Below are 18142 nucleotides of genomic sequence, written 5' to 3'. Positions count from 1 at the left end.
AATGAATCCGTTCCGTGCTCACACTCAGTATGTACAGGCACAGGATGCCGCCCGGCAGGGCGGCAGTAATGCCAGCCTGACGGGCTACAACCAGATGCTGTTACAGCTGACAGAACACCGCAGGCGCCTTAAAACCGTCCAGTCAAATGAGCGCAAGGCTCAGCTCAAACGTGAGTTTCTTCCCGCTTATGCCTCATGGATTGCCGGTTTACTGGATGCTGACGCGTCAGGCCAGGACGACGTGGCGATGTACGTCATGATCTGGCGGATTGATGCCGGAGACTATACCGGCGCGCTGGACATTGCCCGCCATGCCATTAAACACGGCTGGGTCCTGCCGCAGCGATTCAACCGGACCTGCGGGACCGCTGTTGCGGAAGAGTTTGCCGACGCGGCAATGCGCGCTTTTTCTGCCGGTGAATCATTCAGTGCCGCCATTCTTACCCAGGTGCTCGATATCGTTGAAGGTCAGGATATGCCGGATCAGTCCCGCGCCCGACTTCATAAGGCGATGGGCTACGCGCTGCGGGATAACGATCAGGCAGTGGCGGCACTTAACCATCTGAAGCGTGCCCTGCAGCTGGATAACAGTTCTGGCGTCAAAACCGAAATCAACAAGCTTGAAAGCCGATTGCGACAGGCAATGTCGGCTTAACGAATCGTGCCAACGCGCGGGGCGGCACGGGGTGGCGACAGGCTTTATGCCGCGTCAAAACCCCGTCCACCGCCCAACTATTTGGGAGTGCCAGAAATATGCAATTCGTTTCGCCGGAACAGGCCGGGGAAAGTACCCAGGACGTTATTAAAAACACCAGTTTCTGGCCTGATGTCAGGGTTTCAGAGTTCCGCCGTGATATGCGCATGGATGGAAGTGTCACTGATCCGCGCCTGCGTCTGGCGTTGCTGACAGCGATTGCTGAAGTTAACGCCGATCTTTATGAGTTCCGCGAGAAACAACGGGCGCAGGGGTATGCGAGCCTGGCCGACGTCCCTGCTGATGTGATCGACGGCGAAAGCCAGCGGCTCATGCTGTATCGCCGTGCGGTGTTTTGCTGGGCAAAAGCAAACCTGGTTGAGCGCTATCGCGATTTTGACGCAACCGGCGACGGAAGCAAGAAAGCCGAAGATATCGAAACAACCTTAGGCGAGCTGTGGCGCGATGTGCGCTGGGCGGAGTCCCGCCTGCGCGATATGCCGCATATGACGGTGGAGCTGATTTGATGAAAGTGCGTGCGCATCAGTATGACACGGTGGACGCACTCTGCTGGCGCCATTACGGGCGCACGCAGGGAGTCACTGAGCAGGTGCTGCAGGCGAATCCGGGGCTGGCTGAATATGGCCCCTTTTTACCGCACGGGCTGCAGGTGGAGCTGCCGGATATCACGGCGTCAACCACTGCGCAGACTGTCCAGTTATGGGACTGAACTATGACGCTTGAACGAATCAGCGCCTTTATCACTTACTGCGTTGCCCTGCTTCTGGCATGGCTCGGCGATTTGTCTCTTAAAGATGTATCGACCATTACCGGTCTTGCGCTGGGGATTATTACTGCAGCGGTGACCTGTTATTTACGCTGGAAAGCCTACCAGCTGCTGCGGGACGGCAGAATATCCAGGGGGGAATATGAGTCCTTCAATCGTTAAGCGTTGCCTGGTCGGCGCGGTGCTGGCGATTGCCGCCACGCTGCCGGGCTTTCAGTCGCTTCATACTTCCGTCGAGGGGCTGAAACTGATTGCTGATTTCGAAGGGTGCCGCCTGCAGCCGTACCAGTGCAGCGCCGGGGTCTGGACTGACGGGATCGGCAATACGTCCGGGGTAGTGCCGGGCAAAACCATAACGGAGCGACAGGCCGCGCAGGGGCTGATTAATAACGTGTTGCTGACGGAAAAAAGGATTGAAGCCTGCCTGCAGGTTAAGCCACCTCAGCATGTTTACGATGCCCTGATCAGTATCGGCTTTAATGTCGGAACGGGGGCAATCTGCCGGTCAACAATGGTTTCTTACATCAATCGCCAGCAATGGTGGCAGGCGTGCAACCAGCTCCCCCGCTGGATTTATGTAAATGGTCAAAGGAGTAAAGGGCTGGAAAACAGGCGCGCCCGTGAGCTTGCCTGGTGTCTTAAAGGGGCAGGGGCATGACGCGCGCGCTGGCGGTGATCCTGGCTCTGGTGCTGGCATTGCTGGGCTGGCAGTCATGGCGGCTTAACAATGCCGGTCACACCATCGGGACGCAGGCTGAGGCGCTTAAAAATAACAAGCAGGAGCTGGCGAAGAAAAACAGCCAGCTCATCAGCCTGTCCATTCTTACTGAAACCAACAGCCGGGCGCAGATGCAACTTTATGCTGCAGCGGAGGAGACTTCCGCGCTGTTGCGGAGCCGCCAGCGCCGGATCGAGGAGCTAAAACGTGAATACGAGGATTTACGCCGCTGGGCTGACACTCCTTTGCCTGCTGACATTATCCGGCTGCGGGACCGCCCGGCCCTCGCCGGAGGTGCAGCTTACCGTGAGTGGTTGTCCAAAAGTGACGCAGTGCCGCCTGGACAGGTCAGCGCCGCGCAGTAATGGGGATTTGAACCAGGTGCTGGATGAGACTGAGGCCGCCTGGGCGGTATGTGCCGACAAAGTGGACACGATCATAGCGTGTCAGGAGCAAGACAGTGAACAAGCCGCAGTCCTTACGCAACGCCCTGAATAAATCGGTGGAGTATGTCCGTGACAACCCGGACAAACTGCACCTTTTTGTTGATAACGGTTCGCTGGTTGCAACCGGCGCCCGTTCAATGTCATGGGAATACCGCTACACCCTGAACGTGGTGATTGAAGATTTTAGCGGCAACCAGAATTTAGTGATGGCGCCCGTATTGCTCTGGTTAATGACCAATCAACCGGACGCTATCAACAACCCGGAGCTGCGCGAAAAACTTTTTACCTTTGACGTCGATATCCTGAGCAATGATCTGTGTGATATCAGCCTCAATCTGCAGCTCACGGAGCGCGTGATTGTCAGCACAGACGGCACCGTATCGAGCGTTGAAGCGGTGCCGGAACCCGACGTACCCGACGAAATGTGGACGGTGAAACGTGGATGACCTGCAGAGGGTGGATGACTGGCTGGCGGCCCTGCTGGCGAATCTGGAACCGGCAGCCCGCAATCGTATGATGCGACAGCTGGCGCAGGAGCTGCGCCGGTCGCAACAGCAAAATATCAGGCTGCAGCGCAATCCAGACGGCACCACCTTTGAGCCGCGCCGGGTGACGGCCAGAAGTAAAAAGGGGCGCATCAAGCGCCAGATGTTCGCCAAATTGCGCACCACTAAATACCTGAAAACCGCAGCCACTGCGGACTCTGCCAGCGTGCAGTTTGAAGGGAAAGTCCAGCGCATCGCCCGTGTTCACCATTATGGTCTGCGTGATCGAGTCAGACGCAACGGCCCGGAGGCCCGGTACCCGGCACGCCGTCTTTTGGGCGTGAATGATGAGGTGGAAACCATCACCCGTGACACGCTGTTGCGCTGGCTGTCGGAGTGAAATTTGTGCCACGGACGGCACAAAACCCAACGCTGCCTCCCTTTTCCCTCTGATGGCAACCTTTCGTTATGAACGCACAACTAACCGAAATCATGCGCCTTATCACCAACCTGATCCGCACCGGCACCGTAACCGAAGTGGACCGGGAAAACTGGCTGTGCCGGGTGAAAGTGGGCGAGCTTGAAACCAACTGGATTAACTGGCTGACATTGCGCGCAGGTGGTGCCCGAACATGGTGGTGCCCGTCGCCGGATGAGCAGGTGGTGGTGCTGAGTATGGGCGGCAATCTGGAAACCGCTTTTGCCTTACCTGCGATCTATTCCAACCAGTTCGCGCCGCCGTCGGACTCAGTGGACGGCTGCGTAACGGAATACCCGGACGGTGGCTGGTTTGAATATGAACCCGCGACCGGCCGCTGGCATGTGCGGGGCATCAAATCCATGGTGATCGAGGCTGCAGATAACATAACCCTGAAAACGGGGGAATTTGTGGTGGAAGCAAGCAACACGCGCATAAACAGCGAGGTGGTGATCAATGGTGGTGTCACCCAGGGCGGCGGCGCCATGAGTTCTAACGGGATCGTAGTCGATAAACACGGTCATACCGGCGTTAAGTCCGGCGGCGATACATCAGGAGGCCCGGTATGACGCTGTATATCGGAATGAGTCAGGGCAACGGCAAAACCATTACCGACACGGACCACCTGCGCCAGTCGGTCCGGGATATTCTGCTGACCCCGCAGGGGAGCCGCATTGCCCGCCGGGAATACGGCTCGCTTCTGTCTGAACTGATAGACCAGCCGCAGAACCCGGCGCTGCGTCTGCAGGTAATGTCTGCCGTCTATGTGGCTCTGAGTCGCTGGGAGCCGCGGCTTACCCTGGATTCCATCACCATAAACAGCAGTTTTGATGGTTCGATGGTGGTTGAGCTTACCGGGCAGCGTGATAACGGCGCGCCGGTTTCACTTTCGGTATCAACAGGAGCAGACAATGGCAGTCATTGACCTTTCCCAGCTGCCCGCCCCGCAGATAGTGGATGTGCCGGATTTTGAAATGCTGTTAAACGAACGGAAAGCCGCGTTTGTAGCCCTTTATCCGGCAGACGAGCAGGACGCGGTAAGGCGCACGCTTGAGCTGGAGTCTGAACCCGTGACCAAGCTCCTGCAGGAAAATGCGTATCGTGAAATCCTCCTGCGTCAGCGCATTAACGAGGCGGCGCAGGCGGTCATGGTGGCTTATTCCATGGGGAGTGATCTCGATCAACTGGCCGGTAACTGCAACGTAAAACGTCTGACGGTTATACCTGCAGATAACGACGCGGTACCGCCGGTTGCTGCCGTGATGGAAAGTGATGAGGCTCTGCGTCAGCGTGTTCCTGCAGCTTTTGAAGGGCTGTCAGTTGCAGGCCCAACGGGAGCTTATGAGTTTCACGCTAAAAGCGCTGACGGGCGAGTGGCTGACGCCAGCGCAACTAGCCCGGCCCCGGCGGAGGTGGTGCTTACCGTGCTGAGCCGTGAGGGCGACGGAACGGCTGCGGCGGATCTGCTGGCTGTGGTTGAACAGGCGCTTAACAGTGAGAACGTGCGGCCGGTTGCTGACCGTCTGACGGTGCGCAGCGCTGAAATCATTCCGTACAGCGTGGATGCGACGATCTTTCTTTACCCGGGGCCAGAAGCTGAGCCGGTGATGGAGGCGGCAAAAGCCAGCCTGCAGAAATATATCGCCAGCCAGACGAGGCTGGGGCGCGATATTCGCCGCAGTGCTATTTATGCCGCGCTGCATGTTGAAGGTGTGCAGCGTGTTGAACTGGCCTCGCCGCTCGCTGATGTGGTGCTGGATAAGACACAAGCCGCTTCATGTACGGAATGGAGCGTAACCAACGGGGGAACGGATGAATAGTCTGCTTCCTCCTGGTTCATCGCCGCTTGAGCGCCGCCTGGCGCAGACCTGCAGCGGAATTTCCGATCTGCAGGTGCCGCTGCGGGATTTATGGAACCCGGCAACATGCCCGGTCAAGTTTCTGCCGTATCTGGCGTGGGCCTTTTCGGTTGATCGCTGGGACGAAGGATGGGCGGAGAGCGTGAAGCGCCGCGTGGTGCAGGATGCGTTCTATATCCATCAGCACAAAGGCACAACCAGCGCGGTGCGGCGTGTGGTGGAGCCGTTCGGCTTTCTGATCCGCATCATTGAATGGTGGCAGACCGGCGAGGCGCCGGGCACGTTTCGCCTGGATATTGGGGTGCAGGACCAGGGCATAACAGAAGAAACCTATCTGGAGCTGGAGCGCCTGATTGGTGACGCCAAACCCTGCAGCCGGCATCTGATCGGCATGTCCATAAACCTGCAGACGAGCGGACCATATTTCGTTGGGGCTGCCACTTACACCGGCGAAGAAATCACGATTTACCCGTACATCAACGAAACCATCATTTCCGGTGGCACTGCCTACGAGGGCGGCGCCGTCCATGTTATCGACACAATGAGAGTGAACCCATGAGCGCAAAATTTTATACCCTGCTGACGGATATTGGCGCGGCGAAACTGGCAAGCGCTGCCGCGCTCGGTGTGCCGCTGAAAATTACCCAGATGGCGGTGGGGGATGGCGGCGGCGTGCTTCCAACTCCCAGCGCACAACAGACGAAGCTGGTTTCCGAAAAGCGGCGCGCTGACCTGAACATGCTTTACATCGATCCGCAGAACAGCAGCCAGATTATTGCTGAGCAGGTGATTCCTGAAACTGAGGGCGGTTGGTGGATTCGTGAGGTTGGGCTGTTTGATGAAACGGGCGCGCTGATCGCAGTGGGTAACTGCCCGGAGAGCTACAAGCCGCAGCTGGCAGAGGGAAGCGGCCGCACGCAGACAGTGCGCATGGTACTGATTACCAGCAGCACCGATAACATTACGCTGAAAATTGACCCGTCCGTAGTGCTGGCTACCCGAAAATATGTGGATGACAAGGTTCTGGAACTAAAGGTGTATGTAGATGAGCTGATGGCGGCGCATCTTGCAGCAGCTGATCCGCATACGCAATATGCGACAAAAGCCAGCCCGACGTTTACCGGCACCCCAAAAGCCCCGACTGCAGCTGCAGGTAACAATACCACTCAGCTTGCCACAACTGCGTTTGTGCAGGCGGCTCTGATCGCCCTGGTGAATGGTGCCCCGGCTACGCTGGACACGCTGAAAGAAATTGCTGCGGCTATCAACAACGATCCTAATTTCAGCACCACCATTAATAACGCGCTTGCGCTAAAAGCCCCACTGGCAAGCCCGGCCCTGACCGGAACACCGACGGCGCCCACGGCTGCGCAGACTGTCAACAATACGCAAATTGCTACTACTGCTTTCGTAAAATCAGCTCTGGCTGCGCTTGTTGGCTCATCACCTGCGGCGCTTGATACCCTGAACGAGCTGGCGGCGGCGTTAGGAAACGATCCTAACTTTGCAACCACCATGACAAATGCGCTGGCAGGCAAACAGCCTCTTGATAGCACGCTGACAACGTTGTCTGGAAAAACAGCTGATGGGATTATCGAATACCTTCGTTTGGGAGAAGCGGCGAAACTCGCAGCAGCGAGCGGCGTTTTGTCTAACAGCGGCTGGGCGAAATTCCCGCTAACCGGCGGTGTTACGTTAATAGTGCAGTGGGGGCGATGGGAGGGAGGCGTAACAAGCACTACATATAATTGTGATATTACGTTTCCAGTCGCGTTCCCGGCGGCTTGCTTCGGTGTATATTCAAGCGCAGGCGTAAGGGCATCAAATTATGATTATGTGCCATCGTATAGAACTTTAAGGCAAGCTGTTTCAGTCGGCTACCCAACGAAAACCGGCGCTAATGCTCAGTTTTTCCTTGATGATACGCTGCCTGGTAACTCCCGTATGTTTACGTGGTTTGCAATAGGGTTTTAATTTAATCCTGTATCTAACCCGACTGTATAAAAATAAAGCCCTTACGGGCTTTATTTCACTCAGGCCAATTTTTTACTACGTAACCGTTGTTTACTGCCTCAATGAGAATCCATTGAGGTATCGCAGGCAACGCTATGCCCGGCCAACCCTCACTCTCAGGCCAAACTTTAAACTTTTGCCTTACGTCCAAAAGTTCCGCTTGCTGCTCAGAGGTTAATAAAACATTGTTGATAGTGTAATCAGAAACAAGCATCCGATCTGTACTGACAATGAATTCATCCCGTAAAGCACGGGCGCGTGCCTGGATTTGTTCCGGGCTTTCTTCCACAACTGGAATATCAATCCAGATCGGCAATCCATCAGCTCCAATGCCACGCAACTTCCCTTCTGGTGGCGTCGCGGAAAACTCGCTAAACACGCTATCTTCAACTTCGATTAAATCATTAGGGAGACTACCTGCATTTACATAAGACTCCTTTAAAGCTACGGGATAAAAAGCATTATTTGCAGGGCTAAACCAATAGTTCATAACGCACTCCTTAGTTTGAAACTCAGATCGTAAGTGCGGTTTCATAAAATAATTATCTGGCTACTTTGTGTGAGTAATAACACAATATTTTGACGTCAGTAGCCAACAGCGAACCAGTAAACGCTACGTTCAAAAGGTTGCTGCACGCCGTTCACTGTTCTGGCGCACAAAGCAAACGCGCTGGTTTTATCTCTGATAAATCCATTAGTCATAGTTACCATGCTCACATCAGCGGAATCAGTTGTGTGGGCCATAGCAACCAGGCATAAACCACCTACGGGAAATGCAATTGGGAATTTAAAAGAATAATTACTCGCACCGGTCAAAAGCCCCCACTGCAGCAACATTTTTTTGCCGCCAGAAACGGGAATATATAGCCAGCCATTAGCACCGATCTGTGCGGTGGCCGCCTCCATTTTCGCCGCTTCTCCCAAACGAACGTTTTAAAATCCTATCGCTATATAGCTTGATGACTGCAGCCTGACAGGAATATGCGGGTAAGGCGCATTAGAAACATCACGAAATACAGCCGTGAATTCTGTTAGTGAACGAGTGGCGAATGATGCAGAAAAGCCTCCGTTGATTGTATCCAGCGGCCCGAATGCTCCGGCAAGAAAAGCTTTCGGAAATGCAACCGGTAACTGTGCATTTCCGGTCGCACCGCTTCCACCATTTGAAACACTTCCCCATTGAATTATCAATTCACGCTCAGCAGTTAACGGGATTTTGGTCCACCCATTACCCGTGAGCGATCCCGTTGCCGCTGCAAGTTTAGCTGCTTCCCCCAAACGAAGGTTTTTTATCCACCACGGTCATGATTGTCCGTGTTGGCCATTCTCTGCAGTACAGTCAGAAATGACCATGCTCGATAAAATGGTGGCATCATTCACCACTTTTTATGGGCGAAAAATCATGCAAATCGGTTACGTAAGGGTGTCAACAAATGACCAAAACACAGCGTTACAACGAAATGCGCTGGAGTGCGCAGGATGTGAGCTGATATTTGAGGATAAAATGAGCGGTAAAACCTCTGATCGTCCGGGGCTAAAGAAGGTCCTGCGCACGCTCTCCGAAGGGGACACGCTGGTAGTCTGGAAGCTGGACAGGTTGGGCAGGAGTATGCGGCATCTTGTTACTCTGATCGAAGACCTGCGAGGGAGAGGAGTAAATTTCCGCAGCCTGACAGATAGCATTGATACATCAACTCCGATGGGCCGTTTCTTTTTCCATGTTATGGGTGCCCTGGCAGAAATGGAGCGAGAGCTGATCGTAGAGCGAACCCGTGCCGGGCTGGCTGTAGCGCGTGCGCAAGGGCGGATTGGTGGCCGACGGCCAAAGCTATCAGAGGATGAGTGGGCGCAAATTGGCCGGTTGCTGGCTGCCGGAGAAACGCGAAAACGCGTGTCGATAATTTTTGATGTTGGCATATCTACCATTTACAAAAGATTCCCCGCGTCGGGCTTAACTGGATTGTCTGAACGCTCAGACACTCCTGTATAAATGAACATGATTTCTCATTTATGTAACCTGAAATCAGGCACATAAGAGAGGCAAGGCTATGCAAAAAGCGGTTATTGGGGCGGCAACTATTTACTGTGGTGACAGCCTGGAAATTTTGCGCGAACTCACTGGCGAATTTGATGCAGTAATTACTGATCCGCCTTATTCCAGCGGTGGCATGACACGCAGTGATCGGCAGGCCAAACCCTCCGGGAAGTATGTAGGCAATAACAACTACCATGAGTTTTTCGGCGATAACAGAGACGTGCGCTCCTGGGCGTTCTGGATGACGCAGTGGATGAGTCAGGTTAACCGCCTGGTTAAGTCAGGCGGCTATGCCATGGTTTTCACTGACTGGCGGCAGCTTCCAACGCTTACTGACGTTTTCCAGGCTGGCGGTTTTGTGTGGCGGGGGCTGATTCCGTGGGATAAAACGCTTTCAACCCGTGCGCCTCATACCGGTTATTTTCGTCATCAGTGCGAATACGTGGTTTGGGGAAGTAACGGACCATTGCCTAAAAGTCTGCATGGTGGACCCTGGCCGGGTATGGTGACTCGTCGGGTTATTCCGTCTCAAAAACTCCATATGACCGGCAAACCGATTGAGCTTATGGAGAGCCTGGTTGCTCCCGTTCCTCCTGGCGGCCATATTCTTGATCCATTTATGGGGAGTGCATCAACTGGCGTTGCCGCGCTGAGGAAGGGATATAAATTTACCGGGATTGAAATGAGCCAGCAGTATTTTGATATCTCATGCGAACGCCTGGAAAAAGAAAACGCAGATATCCGCGCGGGCGTATTGTGTGATTAAGGGAACAATGCCGCGTAGCTGTCTGCGCGGCCCATTCAATTCACCATAGGGCGAAACCTAAACACCGGAGGGTTCGCCGTATGGCTCAGGATTATCACCACGGTGTGCGCGTCGTTGAGGTCAACGATGGCACCCGCCCCATTTCAACAGTAAGCACGGCAATTGTCGGTATGGTCTGTACCGGCGATGATGCAGATGCGTCCGTGTTCCCCCTCAATAAACCGGTCCTGCTCACCGACGTGCTGACCGCCAGCGGTAAAGCAGGCGAGTCCGGCACGCTGGCCCGCTCGCTGGATGCAATTGCCGACCAGGCTAAACCCGTGACCGTCGTTGTGCGCGTGGCTCAGGGTGAAACCGAAGCGGAGACAACCTCCAACATTATCGGCGGCGTGACAGCTGACGGTAAAAAAACGGGCATGAAAGCGCTGTTATCTGCGCAGTCTCAGCTCGGCGTTAAGCCGCGCATTCTGGGCGTGCCGGGGCATGACACGCAGGCGGTTGCCACTGAGCTGCTGAGCGTGGCGCAGAGTCTGCGCGGGTTCGCCTATCTGTCAGCCTACGGCTGCAAAACGGTAGAGGAGGCCATTGCCTACCGCGCTAATTTCAGCCAGCGTGAGGGGATGCTGATCTGGCCTGATTTCATCAGTTTTGACACCGTGCTGAATGCTGACGCAACGGCTTACGCCTCAGCCCGTGCGCTTGGCCTGCGTGCCAAAATTGACGAACAGACCGGCTGGCACAAATCCCTGTCCAACGTGGGCGTGAATGGCGTCACCGGCATTTCTGCTGATGTGTTCTGGGATTTGCAGGACCCGGCAACCGATGCGGGGCTGCTGAACCAGAACGATGTCACCACGCTGATCCGCAAAGACGGCTTCCGCTTCTGGGGTTCCCGTTGCCTCAGTGACGATCCACTGTTTGCCTTTGAAAACTACACCCGCACCGCGCAGGTACTGGCTGACACCATCGCCGAAGCGCATATGTGGGCGGTGGATGGCGTGCTTAACCCGTCACTGGCCCGCGACATTATCGAAGGTATTCGCGCCAAACTGCGCAACCTGAAAACGCAGGGCTACATCATCGGCGCCGACTGCTGGCTGGATGAGTCCGTAAACGATAAAGATTCCCTGAAAGCCGGGAAGCTCACTATCGATTACGACTATACGCCGGTACCGCCTCTGGAAAACCTGATGCTGCGCCAGCGCATCACCGATCAGTATCTGCTGGATTTCTCCAGCCAGGTCAGCGCGTAAGGGGACAATATGGCTTTACCACGCAAGTTAAAACACCTGAACCTGTTTAACGACGGGAATAACTATCAGGGGATTGTTGAGTCCCTGACCCTGCCTAAATTCGGCCGCAAGTTTGAAAAGTATCGCGGCGGCGGTATGCCCGGTTCGGCTGATGTTGATCTGGGGCTGGATGATGGCGCGCTGGACACGGAATTTTCAATCGGTGGCACCGAACTGCTGTTATTCAAACAGATGGGTAAAGCCACCGTTGACGGTATCCAGCTGCGTTTCACCGGCTCCATTCAGCGTGACGATACCGGCGAAGTGCAGGCCGTTGAGCTGGTTGTGCGCGGGCGACATAAAGAAGTCGATTCCGGCGAATGGAAAACCGGGGAGAGCAACACCACAAAAGTCAGCAGCACCAACAGCTACGCGAAGCTGACCATTAACGGCGAGGTGCTCTATGAGGTTGATGTGATCAACATGATTGAAATCGTTGATGGCGTGGACCTGATGGAAGAACACCGCAACGCCCTGGGCCTCTGATCTACTTTAAAGGCGCGGGCAGCCGCGCCAGTACCTTATTAACAGGACATGACAATGAGCGAACAACTGACTGAAAAAACCGTACAGCTGGACACCCCAATCAAACGCGGTAAAACCGAAATTGCCGAAATTGTGCTGCGCAAGCCGCAGTCCGGCGCGCTGCGTGGCACCCGTCTGCAGGCGATCATGGATATGGACGTCGGCGCGATGATGACGATTATTCCCCGCATCTCCACGCCCGCGCTGACCGCTCAGGAAATGGCTGAAATGGACCCCGCCGATCTCACCGCGCTGTCGGTTGAGGTGGTCACTTTTTTGTTGAAGAAATCGGTGCTTGCCGGTTTGCCGACAGCCTGACGGTAGAAGACCTGGTGGCTGATATCGCCACCATTTTTCACTGGCCGCCGTCCGTCACTGACGTTATGCCGCTGACCGAAGTGCTGGAGTGGCGGCATAAAGCGATTCAGAGAAGCGGGGCCAGCGATGAGTGACACTAACCTGCGTTTGCAGGTAATTCTAAATGCGGTTGATAAACTCACCCGCCCATTCCGATCAGCGCAGGCCAGTTCTAAAGAGCTGGCTACCGCCATTCAGCAAAGCCGCGCAAGATTAAAAGAACTGGACGCCCAGGCGGGCCGTATTGACGGTTTCCGCAAGGCAAGCGCGCAGCTGGCCGTCACTGGCAACAGTCTTAAAGCCGCACGCGAAGAAGCGGCGAAGCTTGCCACGCAGTTCTCGGCAACTAACCGCCCGACGGCGGCGCAGGCGCGTCTGCTTGAGCAGGCAAAAAACCGCGTTAACGAGCTGCAGAGCAAATACAACGGCCTGCGTCAGTCGGTGCAGCGTCAGCGTCTTGCGCTCAATGAGGCCGGGCTGGACACCAAAAAGCTGAGCAGTGCGCAGCGGGAGCTGCGGCAGAATGCCGACGAAACCCGGCAGGCGCTGGACCGACAGCAGAAATCCCTTAAACGCCTGGGCGAGCAGCAGGCCCGTATGAACGCCGTCCGCGATCAGTATTCGCGGCGCCTTGAGGTGCGGGATCGTATTGCGGGCGCCGGAGCAACGACTACTGCCGCCGGGCTGGCGATGGGTGCGCCGGTGATGGCTGCCGTTAAAAGCTATGCCAGCATGGAAGATGCGATGAAAGGCGTGGCAAAGCAGGTTAACGGGCTGCGGGACGACAACGGCAACCGCACAAAGCAGTTTTATGACATGCAGGATGCCATCAAGGCCGCCAGTGAACAGCTGCCGATGGAGAATGGCGCCATCGACTATGCCGCGCTGGTTGAAGGTGGCGCCCGCATGGGCGTGACAAACCAGAACGATTCTTACGAAGACCAGAAGCGTGACCTGCTGGCCTTTGCATCCACTGCAGCAAAGGCCGCAACGGCATTCGAGCTGCCCGCTGATGAGCTGGCGGAGGGGCTGGGGAAAATCGCGCAGCTCTATAAAGTGCCGACCCGCAATATTGAACAGCTTGGCGATGCCCTGAACTACCTGGACGATAACGCCATGTCTAAGGGCGGCGATATCATCAATGTGCTGCAGCGCATGGGCGGCGTGGCTGACCGGCTTGATTTCCGCAAGGCGGCCGCGCTGGGTTCCACCTTCCTGTCTCTGGGCGCCGCGCCTGAAATTGCCGCCAGCGCATCAAATGCGATGGTGCGCGAACTGTCGATTGCCACCATGCAGAGCAAGCGGTTCATGGAAGGTATGGATCTGCTGAAACTCAATCCAGAAGAGATTGAAAAGCAGATGACAAAGGACGCAATGGGGACCATTCAGCGTGTGCTGGAGAAGGTTAACAAACTGCCGCAGGACAAGCGCCTGTCCGCCATGACGATGATATTTGGCAAGGAGTTTGGCGACGATGCGGCGAAGCTGGCAAATAACCTGCCGGAGCTGCAGCGACAGCTGAAACTTACCTCAGGCACTGAGGCTAACGGCTCCATGCAGAAAGAATCCGATATCAATAAGGATTCACTTTCCGCGCAGTGGTTGCTTGTTAAAACGGGCGCGCAGAACGCTTTCAGTAGCCTGGGTGAAACCCTGCGCCAGCCGCTGATGGATATCATGGGGTACGTCAAAAGCGTTACCGGGGCACTGCGTCGATGGGTTGAGGCTAACCCGCAGCTGGCGGGCACGATGATGAAAGTGGCGGCTGCCACTGCTGCGATAACCGTTGTACTCGGCACGCTGGCGGTGGCCGTGGCTGCCGTGCTGGGGCCGCTGGCGGTGATCCGTTTAGGCCTGTCCGTGCTCGGTGTAAAAACACTCCCATCCGTTATGTCTGCAGTGACCCGCACCGGCGGTGCGCTGTCCTGGCTGGCAAATGCGCCGCTTTCCCTGTTGCGCCGTGGCCTGGCGGCATCCGGCAGCAGCGCCGGATTGCTGACGTCTCCCCTTAACTCCCTGCGCCGTTCTGCCGGGCTGGCTGGCAATGCGCTGAAAGCGCTGGCCGGTGCGCCGCTTGCTGTCCTTCGCGGCGGAATGTCTGGTATTCGCAACATTATCGGCATGGTAATGAATCCTCTGGCCGCGTTGCGCGGGGGATTATCCGCAGCCGGTGGCGTGCTTCGTTTTCTGGCGTCCGGCCCGCTGGCTCTCCTTCGCGTTGCGCTGTACGGGATTTCTGGATTGCTGGGCGCCCTGCTTAGTCCGATAGGTCTGGTCGTGGCGGCGCTGGCTGGCGTGGCGCTGGTTGTCTGGAAATACTGGCAGCCGATAAGCGCATTTTTAGGTGGAGTGGTTGAAGGATTCAAAGCTGCAGCTGCGCCTATCAGTGCGGCGTTTGAGCCACTGCAGCCTGTTTTCCAGTGGATAGGTGACAAGGTCCAGGCGTTGTGGGGCTGGTTTACTGATCTGCTGACGCCGGTTAAATCCACCTCTGCAGAACTGCAAAGCGCGGCGTCGATGGGGCGGCAGTTTGGCGAAGCGCTGGCGGCAGGGCTGAACATGGTCATGCACCCGCTGGATTCGCTTAAATCGGGCGTGTCCTGGCTGCTTGAAAAACTCGGCATTGTCAGCAAGGAGGCGGCCAAAGCGAAGCTTCCTGAACAGGTCACGCGGCAGCAGCCAGCTACGGTCAACAGAGACGGTAAAGTGGTGCTGCCGCCTGGCGGATTCCCGACGATGGGTTTTGCTGGAATGTACGACAGTGGCGGTACCATTCCGCGCGGCCAGTTCGGCATCGTGGGTGAGAATGGCCCAGAGATTGTTAACGGACCCGCCAATGTCACCGGCAGGAAACGGACTGCTGATCTGGCGAGGGTGGCGGCAACGCTCAATCCTTCCCGGACGGAACCGGCCAGCGCTAAACAACGTCCTGAACGCGGGATAGTTCTGCCGCCTGATAGTGTGAACGGTCCGGCAAATATTCCGGTAATCAATCGCACTACTGAACTGGTGAAACTGGCGGCAACAGTAAGCCCCGTTCGTGATGTAACAGCCAGCCCGGATCAACGGCCTGAAAGCAGGTTAATACTGCCTCCTGAGATTGTTAACGCCCCGGTAAAACTTCCTGGTCGGGATCGTGCTGCGGAGCTGGCTGATATCGCTGCTGCCGTCATGCCAGCACCGGCCATTACGGAAATCACGGATAACAGGGTTGACCCGATGGCTATGCGCCAGAAGGTGTTCGCTTCCGTGGTCGCTGGCGTAATGGGCCTGGCGGCTGCCCCGGCAGAAGCCGCACCACTTCATCCGTACAGTGTGCCTGTCAGGACGCAACCGGCGCCGTCGCCGAAGGAAGAGAGACAGCCGCAGGTAATTAAGTACGAGATAAGCGCGCCAATTCATATTGTCGCGCAGCCAGGGCAAAGCGCGCAGGATATCGCCCGCGAGGTGGCCCGGCAGCTTGATGAGCGTGAGCGCAGGGCCAGGGCAAAAACACGCAGTAATTTCAGTGATCGAGGGGGTTACGAATAATGATGATGGTGCTGGGGTTGTACGTATTCATGCTGCGAACAGTGCCCTATCAGGAGCTGCAGTATCAGCGCAGCTGGCGGCACGCAGCCAACAGCCGGGTTAACCGGCGCCCGTCAACGCAGTTTCTTGGACCGGATAACGATTCGCTTACGCTGTCCGGCGTCCTGCTGCCGGAGATTACCGGCGGCAGGTTGTCTTTGCTGGCGCTGGAGCAGATGGCGGAGCTGGGAAAAGCCTGGCCTCTGATTGAGGGGAGCGGGACGATTTACGGCATGTTTGTGATCGAGAGTCTGAGCCAGACAAAAACAGAATTTTTTGAGAGCGGTATGCCCCGGCGCATCGAATTTTCGCTAAGCCTGAAACGGGTGGATGAGTCGCTGTCTGATATGTTCGGCAGCCTCAGCGACCAGCTCAGTAATTTGCAGGAATCTGCCACCTCTGCGATAGGCAATATGAAAAATACGGTTGGAGGGTTACTGCAGTGAATTTCAGCTCTGATCTCCTGAACCTGAACAGCAAAACTCCCGGTTTCAGTATCATCATTGAAGGTAAAGATGTGACTACCGTGCTGGATGCGCGCCTGATGAGTCTGACGCTGACGGATAACCGGGGCTTTGAAGCGGACCAGCTTGATCTGGAACTGGACGACTCGGACGGGCTAATCGTTCTGCCGCGTCGGGGGGCCATTATTCAGTTTGCGCTGGGGTGGAAAGGTCAGCCGCTTTTTCCGAAAGGGGCGTTTACTGTCGATGAGATTGAGCACAGCGGCGCGCCTGACCGTCTCACAATCCGCGCGCGTAGTGCCGATTTCCGTGAAACCCTGAATACGCGGCGTGAAAAGTCCTGGCACCAGACAACGGTGGGCGAAGTTGTGAAGGAAATCGCGGGCAGGCATAAATTAAAGATGGCGCTGGGAAAGGACCTGTTGGACAAGCCTGTCGATCATCTTGACCAGACTAATGAAAGCGACGCCAGCTTTTTGATGAAGCTGGCGCGGCAGTATGGGGCGATAGCCTCAGTTAAGGACGGCAATCTGTTGTTTATCCGCCAGGGGCAGGGCAGAACGGCAAGCGGTAAGCCGCTGCCGGTTATCACCATAACCCGCCAGGCCGGTGACGGTCATCGTTTTACTCTGGCTGATCGCGATGCCTATACGGGGGTAATTGCCAGCTGGCTCCATACACGTGAGCCAAAGAAAAAAGAGACTGCAAAGGTTAGGCGCCGTCGAAAAAAAACCACTGCGGCAAAGGAGCCGGAAGCAAAACAGGGAGATTACCTGGTTGGAACGGATGAAAACGTGCTGGTACTCAACAGAACTTATGCAAACCGCAGCAATGCAGAGCGAGCGGCAAAGATGCAGTGGGAGCGCCTGCAGCGCGGGGTGGCAACATTCTCCCTGCAGCTCGCAGAGGGAAGGGCTGATCTGTATACCGAAATGCCGGTGAAGGTGAGCGGCTTTAAACAGCCCATTGATGATGCCGAATGGACCATTACCACCCTGACGCATAGTGTCAATGCAGATAATGGTTTCACTACGACTCTGGAGCTTGAGGTAAAGATAGATGATTTAGAAATGGAATGATAATGTTCACAAAATGGATGTTCGTGTATCATTATGGGATTGCGTGTAATGACTTGGGGAGAAACGGTTATGATGAATTGTCCGAAATGCGGACACGCGGCACATACTCGCAGTAGCTTTCGTGTATCAGATAATACGAAAGAGCGTTATTGCCAGTGCCAAAACATAAACTGTGGAACCACTTTTGTTACTCATGAAACCGTAGTGCGCTTTATCGTAACACCCGGACAGGTCGATCATGTGCCTCCGCACCCTTTAAACAGTGGTCAGGGACACATGAATTTTTGACAAACTAACCCGCTTCGGCGGGTTTTTTATTGGTGGCAGCTTATTCCCTGCTGCCATTTTGCTGCCAATGATGAAACTATAAACAAAAAAGCCACTCGCGAGAGTGGCTTAATTATATGATTCTAAAGCGAAAATTTGGTGGCCCCTGCTGGACTTGAACCAGCGACCAAGCGATTATGAGTCGCCTGCTCTAACCACTGAGCTAAGGGGCCGTGGCGGTGAATTATAAAGTAACTCCCCGCAGCAATCCAGCCATTCACTCCTGCCTGCTGTTTTTATAAACAAT

Annotated in this window: 27 protein-coding genes and 1 tRNA gene; 24 read left to right on the top strand and 4 right to left on the bottom strand. The window is 55.5% G+C overall.

Annotation, left to right across the window (positions count from 1 at the left end; all coding sequences use genetic code 11):
- Position 1 precedes the first annotated feature (1 nt).
- The 14 genes from gpM to N2K86_RS18885 all read left to right on the top strand — a co-directional run bounded on the left by gpM (position 2) and on the right by N2K86_RS18885 (position 7441).
- Positions 2 to 655, top strand: a complete 654-nt coding sequence (gpM, locus tag N2K86_RS18950) for a phage terminase small subunit (RefSeq protein WP_006777754.1) — start codon at positions 2 to 4, stop codon at positions 653 to 655.
- Between the two features lie 98 nt (positions 656 to 753).
- On the top strand, positions 754 to 1221 hold the full coding sequence (locus N2K86_RS18945; protein WP_014884903.1) for a head completion/stabilization protein: 468 nt from the start codon (positions 754 to 756) through the stop codon (positions 1219 to 1221).
- Positions 1221 to 1424: a tail protein X gene (locus tag N2K86_RS18940; RefSeq protein WP_000868184.1), complete on the top strand. Its 204-nt coding sequence runs from the start codon at positions 1221 to 1223 to the stop codon at positions 1422 to 1424. Before N2K86_RS18945 ends, N2K86_RS18940 begins: the two co-directional genes overlap by 1 nt.
- 3 nt (positions 1425 to 1427) lie before the next feature.
- On the top strand, positions 1428 to 1643 hold the full coding sequence (locus N2K86_RS18935) for a hypothetical protein (RefSeq protein ID WP_014884902.1): 216 nt from the start codon (positions 1428 to 1430) through the stop codon (positions 1641 to 1643).
- The gene (locus N2K86_RS18930; RefSeq protein WP_004206870.1) at positions 1624 to 2139 is read left to right on the top strand and encodes a lysozyme; all 516 of its coding nucleotides are present in this window, start codon (positions 1624 to 1626) and stop codon (positions 2137 to 2139) included. The genes N2K86_RS18935 and N2K86_RS18930 overlap by 20 nt, the downstream gene beginning before the upstream one ends.
- Positions 2136 to 2564 (top strand): Rz-like lysis system protein LysB, encoded by a 429-nt coding sequence (lysB, locus tag N2K86_RS18925; RefSeq protein WP_260659619.1) that lies wholly within the window; start codon positions 2136 to 2138, stop codon positions 2562 to 2564. The genes N2K86_RS18930 and lysB overlap by 4 nt, the downstream gene beginning before the upstream one ends.
- Positions 2449 to 2697, top strand: coding sequence for an Rz1-like lysis system protein LysC (gene lysC, locus N2K86_RS18920; protein ID WP_226866662.1), 249 nt, complete (start codon positions 2449 to 2451; stop codon positions 2695 to 2697). Before lysB ends, lysC begins: the two co-directional genes overlap by 116 nt.
- Positions 2660 to 3091, top strand: coding sequence for a phage tail protein (locus N2K86_RS18915; protein WP_175418805.1), 432 nt, complete (start codon positions 2660 to 2662; stop codon positions 3089 to 3091). Before lysC ends, N2K86_RS18915 begins: the two co-directional genes overlap by 38 nt.
- Positions 3084 to 3530: a phage virion morphogenesis protein gene (locus N2K86_RS18910; protein WP_047726014.1), complete on the top strand. Its 447-nt coding sequence runs from the start codon at positions 3084 to 3086 to the stop codon at positions 3528 to 3530. Before N2K86_RS18915 ends, N2K86_RS18910 begins: the two co-directional genes overlap by 8 nt.
- A gap of 68 nt (positions 3531 to 3598) precedes the next feature.
- Positions 3599 to 4177 carry a phage baseplate assembly protein V gene (locus tag N2K86_RS18905; RefSeq protein WP_014884896.1) on the top strand — a complete coding sequence of 193 codons (579 nt, stop codon included), beginning with the start codon at positions 3599 to 3601 and terminating at the stop codon, positions 4175 to 4177.
- Complete coding sequence (locus N2K86_RS18900; RefSeq protein ID WP_032642150.1) at positions 4174 to 4533, top strand: GPW/gp25 family protein; 360 nt, start codon at positions 4174 to 4176, stop codon at positions 4531 to 4533. The genes N2K86_RS18905 and N2K86_RS18900 overlap by 4 nt, the downstream gene beginning before the upstream one ends.
- Positions 4520 to 5428: a baseplate assembly protein gene (locus tag N2K86_RS18895; protein ID WP_175418804.1), complete on the top strand. Its 909-nt coding sequence runs from the start codon at positions 4520 to 4522 to the stop codon at positions 5426 to 5428. The genes N2K86_RS18900 and N2K86_RS18895 overlap by 14 nt, the downstream gene beginning before the upstream one ends.
- Positions 5421 to 6026 carry a phage tail protein I gene (locus N2K86_RS18890; RefSeq protein ID WP_014884893.1) on the top strand — a complete coding sequence of 202 codons (606 nt, stop codon included), beginning with the start codon at positions 5421 to 5423 and terminating at the stop codon, positions 6024 to 6026. The genes N2K86_RS18895 and N2K86_RS18890 overlap by 8 nt, the downstream gene beginning before the upstream one ends.
- Positions 6023 to 7441 (top strand): phage tail protein, encoded by a 1419-nt coding sequence (locus tag N2K86_RS18885; RefSeq protein WP_260659618.1) that lies wholly within the window; start codon positions 6023 to 6025, stop codon positions 7439 to 7441. Before N2K86_RS18890 ends, N2K86_RS18885 begins: the two co-directional genes overlap by 4 nt.
- Before the next feature lie 55 nt (positions 7442 to 7496).
- On the opposite strand, the gene N2K86_RS18880 is transcribed toward N2K86_RS18885, so the two are convergent.
- The 3 genes from N2K86_RS18880 to N2K86_RS18870 all read right to left on the bottom strand — a co-directional run bounded on the left by N2K86_RS18880 (position 7497) and on the right by N2K86_RS18870 (position 8758).
- A complete protein-coding gene (locus N2K86_RS18880; RefSeq protein ID WP_046889870.1) occupies positions 7497 to 7970 on the bottom strand; it encodes a tail fiber assembly protein in 474 nt (157 codons plus the stop codon).
- A gap of 95 nt (positions 7971 to 8065) precedes the next feature.
- Positions 8066 to 8386: a gp53-like domain-containing protein gene (locus tag N2K86_RS18875; protein ID WP_032679844.1), complete on the bottom strand. Its 321-nt coding sequence runs from the start codon at positions 8384 to 8386 to the stop codon at positions 8066 to 8068.
- A 27-nt stretch (positions 8387 to 8413) separates the two neighbouring features.
- A complete protein-coding gene (locus N2K86_RS18870) occupies positions 8414 to 8758 on the bottom strand; it encodes a gp53-like domain-containing protein (RefSeq protein ID WP_224085126.1) in 345 nt (114 codons plus the stop codon).
- Positions 8759 to 8882: 124 nt separating this feature from the next.
- Here N2K86_RS18870 and N2K86_RS18865 point away from each other — a divergent pair, with 124 nt between their 5' ends.
- The 10 genes from N2K86_RS18865 (at position 8883) to N2K86_RS18820 (ending at position 17856) form a co-directional block, all read left to right on the top strand.
- Positions 8883 to 9470: a recombinase family protein gene (locus N2K86_RS18865; RefSeq protein WP_163311503.1), complete on the top strand. Its 588-nt coding sequence runs from the start codon at positions 8883 to 8885 to the stop codon at positions 9468 to 9470.
- 58 nt (positions 9471 to 9528) lie between these two features.
- A complete protein-coding gene (locus tag N2K86_RS18860) occupies positions 9529 to 10281 on the top strand; it encodes a DNA-methyltransferase (protein ID WP_015386375.1) in 753 nt (250 codons plus the stop codon).
- Between the two features lie 80 nt (positions 10282 to 10361).
- Entirely contained in the window at positions 10362 to 11534 is a 1173-nt protein-coding gene (locus tag N2K86_RS18855; protein WP_007848866.1) for a phage tail sheath protein, read from the top strand.
- 9 nt (positions 11535 to 11543) lie between these two features.
- A complete protein-coding gene (locus tag N2K86_RS18850; protein ID WP_007848874.1) occupies positions 11544 to 12059 on the top strand; it encodes a phage major tail tube protein in 516 nt (171 codons plus the stop codon).
- Between the two features lie 54 nt (positions 12060 to 12113).
- Positions 12114 to 12416 carry a phage tail assembly protein gene (locus N2K86_RS18845; protein ID WP_007848877.1) on the top strand — a complete coding sequence of 101 codons (303 nt, stop codon included), beginning with the start codon at positions 12114 to 12116 and terminating at the stop codon, positions 12414 to 12416.
- Positions 12417 to 12430: 14 nt separating this feature from the next.
- Positions 12431 to 12550: a GpE family phage tail protein gene (locus N2K86_RS18840; RefSeq protein ID WP_007848878.1), complete on the top strand. Its 120-nt coding sequence runs from the start codon at positions 12431 to 12433 to the stop codon at positions 12548 to 12550.
- A complete protein-coding gene (locus tag N2K86_RS18835; RefSeq protein WP_260659617.1) occupies positions 12543 to 15986 on the top strand; it encodes a phage tail tape measure protein in 3444 nt (1147 codons plus the stop codon). Before N2K86_RS18840 ends, N2K86_RS18835 begins: the two co-directional genes overlap by 8 nt.
- The gene (locus N2K86_RS18830; protein ID WP_015386377.1) at positions 15986 to 16471 is read left to right on the top strand and encodes a phage tail protein; all 486 of its coding nucleotides are present in this window, start codon (positions 15986 to 15988) and stop codon (positions 16469 to 16471) included. Before N2K86_RS18835 ends, N2K86_RS18830 begins: the two co-directional genes overlap by 1 nt.
- Positions 16468 to 17568, top strand: a complete 1101-nt coding sequence (locus N2K86_RS18825) for a phage late control D family protein (protein WP_023306984.1) — start codon at positions 16468 to 16470, stop codon at positions 17566 to 17568. Before N2K86_RS18830 ends, N2K86_RS18825 begins: the two co-directional genes overlap by 4 nt.
- Before the next feature lie 69 nt (positions 17569 to 17637).
- Complete coding sequence (locus N2K86_RS18820; protein ID WP_015386379.1) at positions 17638 to 17856, top strand: DNA-binding transcriptional regulator; 219 nt, start codon at positions 17638 to 17640, stop codon at positions 17854 to 17856.
- A 136-nt stretch (positions 17857 to 17992) separates the two neighbouring features.
- On the opposite strand, the gene N2K86_RS18815 is transcribed toward N2K86_RS18820, so the two are convergent.
- Positions 17993 to 18068: transfer RNA gene (locus tag N2K86_RS18815), tRNA-Ile, on the bottom strand.
- Positions 18069 to 18142 lie beyond the last annotated feature (74 nt).

The sequence above is a fragment of the Enterobacter mori genome, assembly GCF_025244905.1.
GTDB classification, from domain to species: Bacteria; Pseudomonadota; Gammaproteobacteria; order Enterobacterales; family Enterobacteriaceae; genus Enterobacter; species Enterobacter mori_A.
This window is presented reverse-complemented; position numbering and strand designations above follow the sequence as displayed.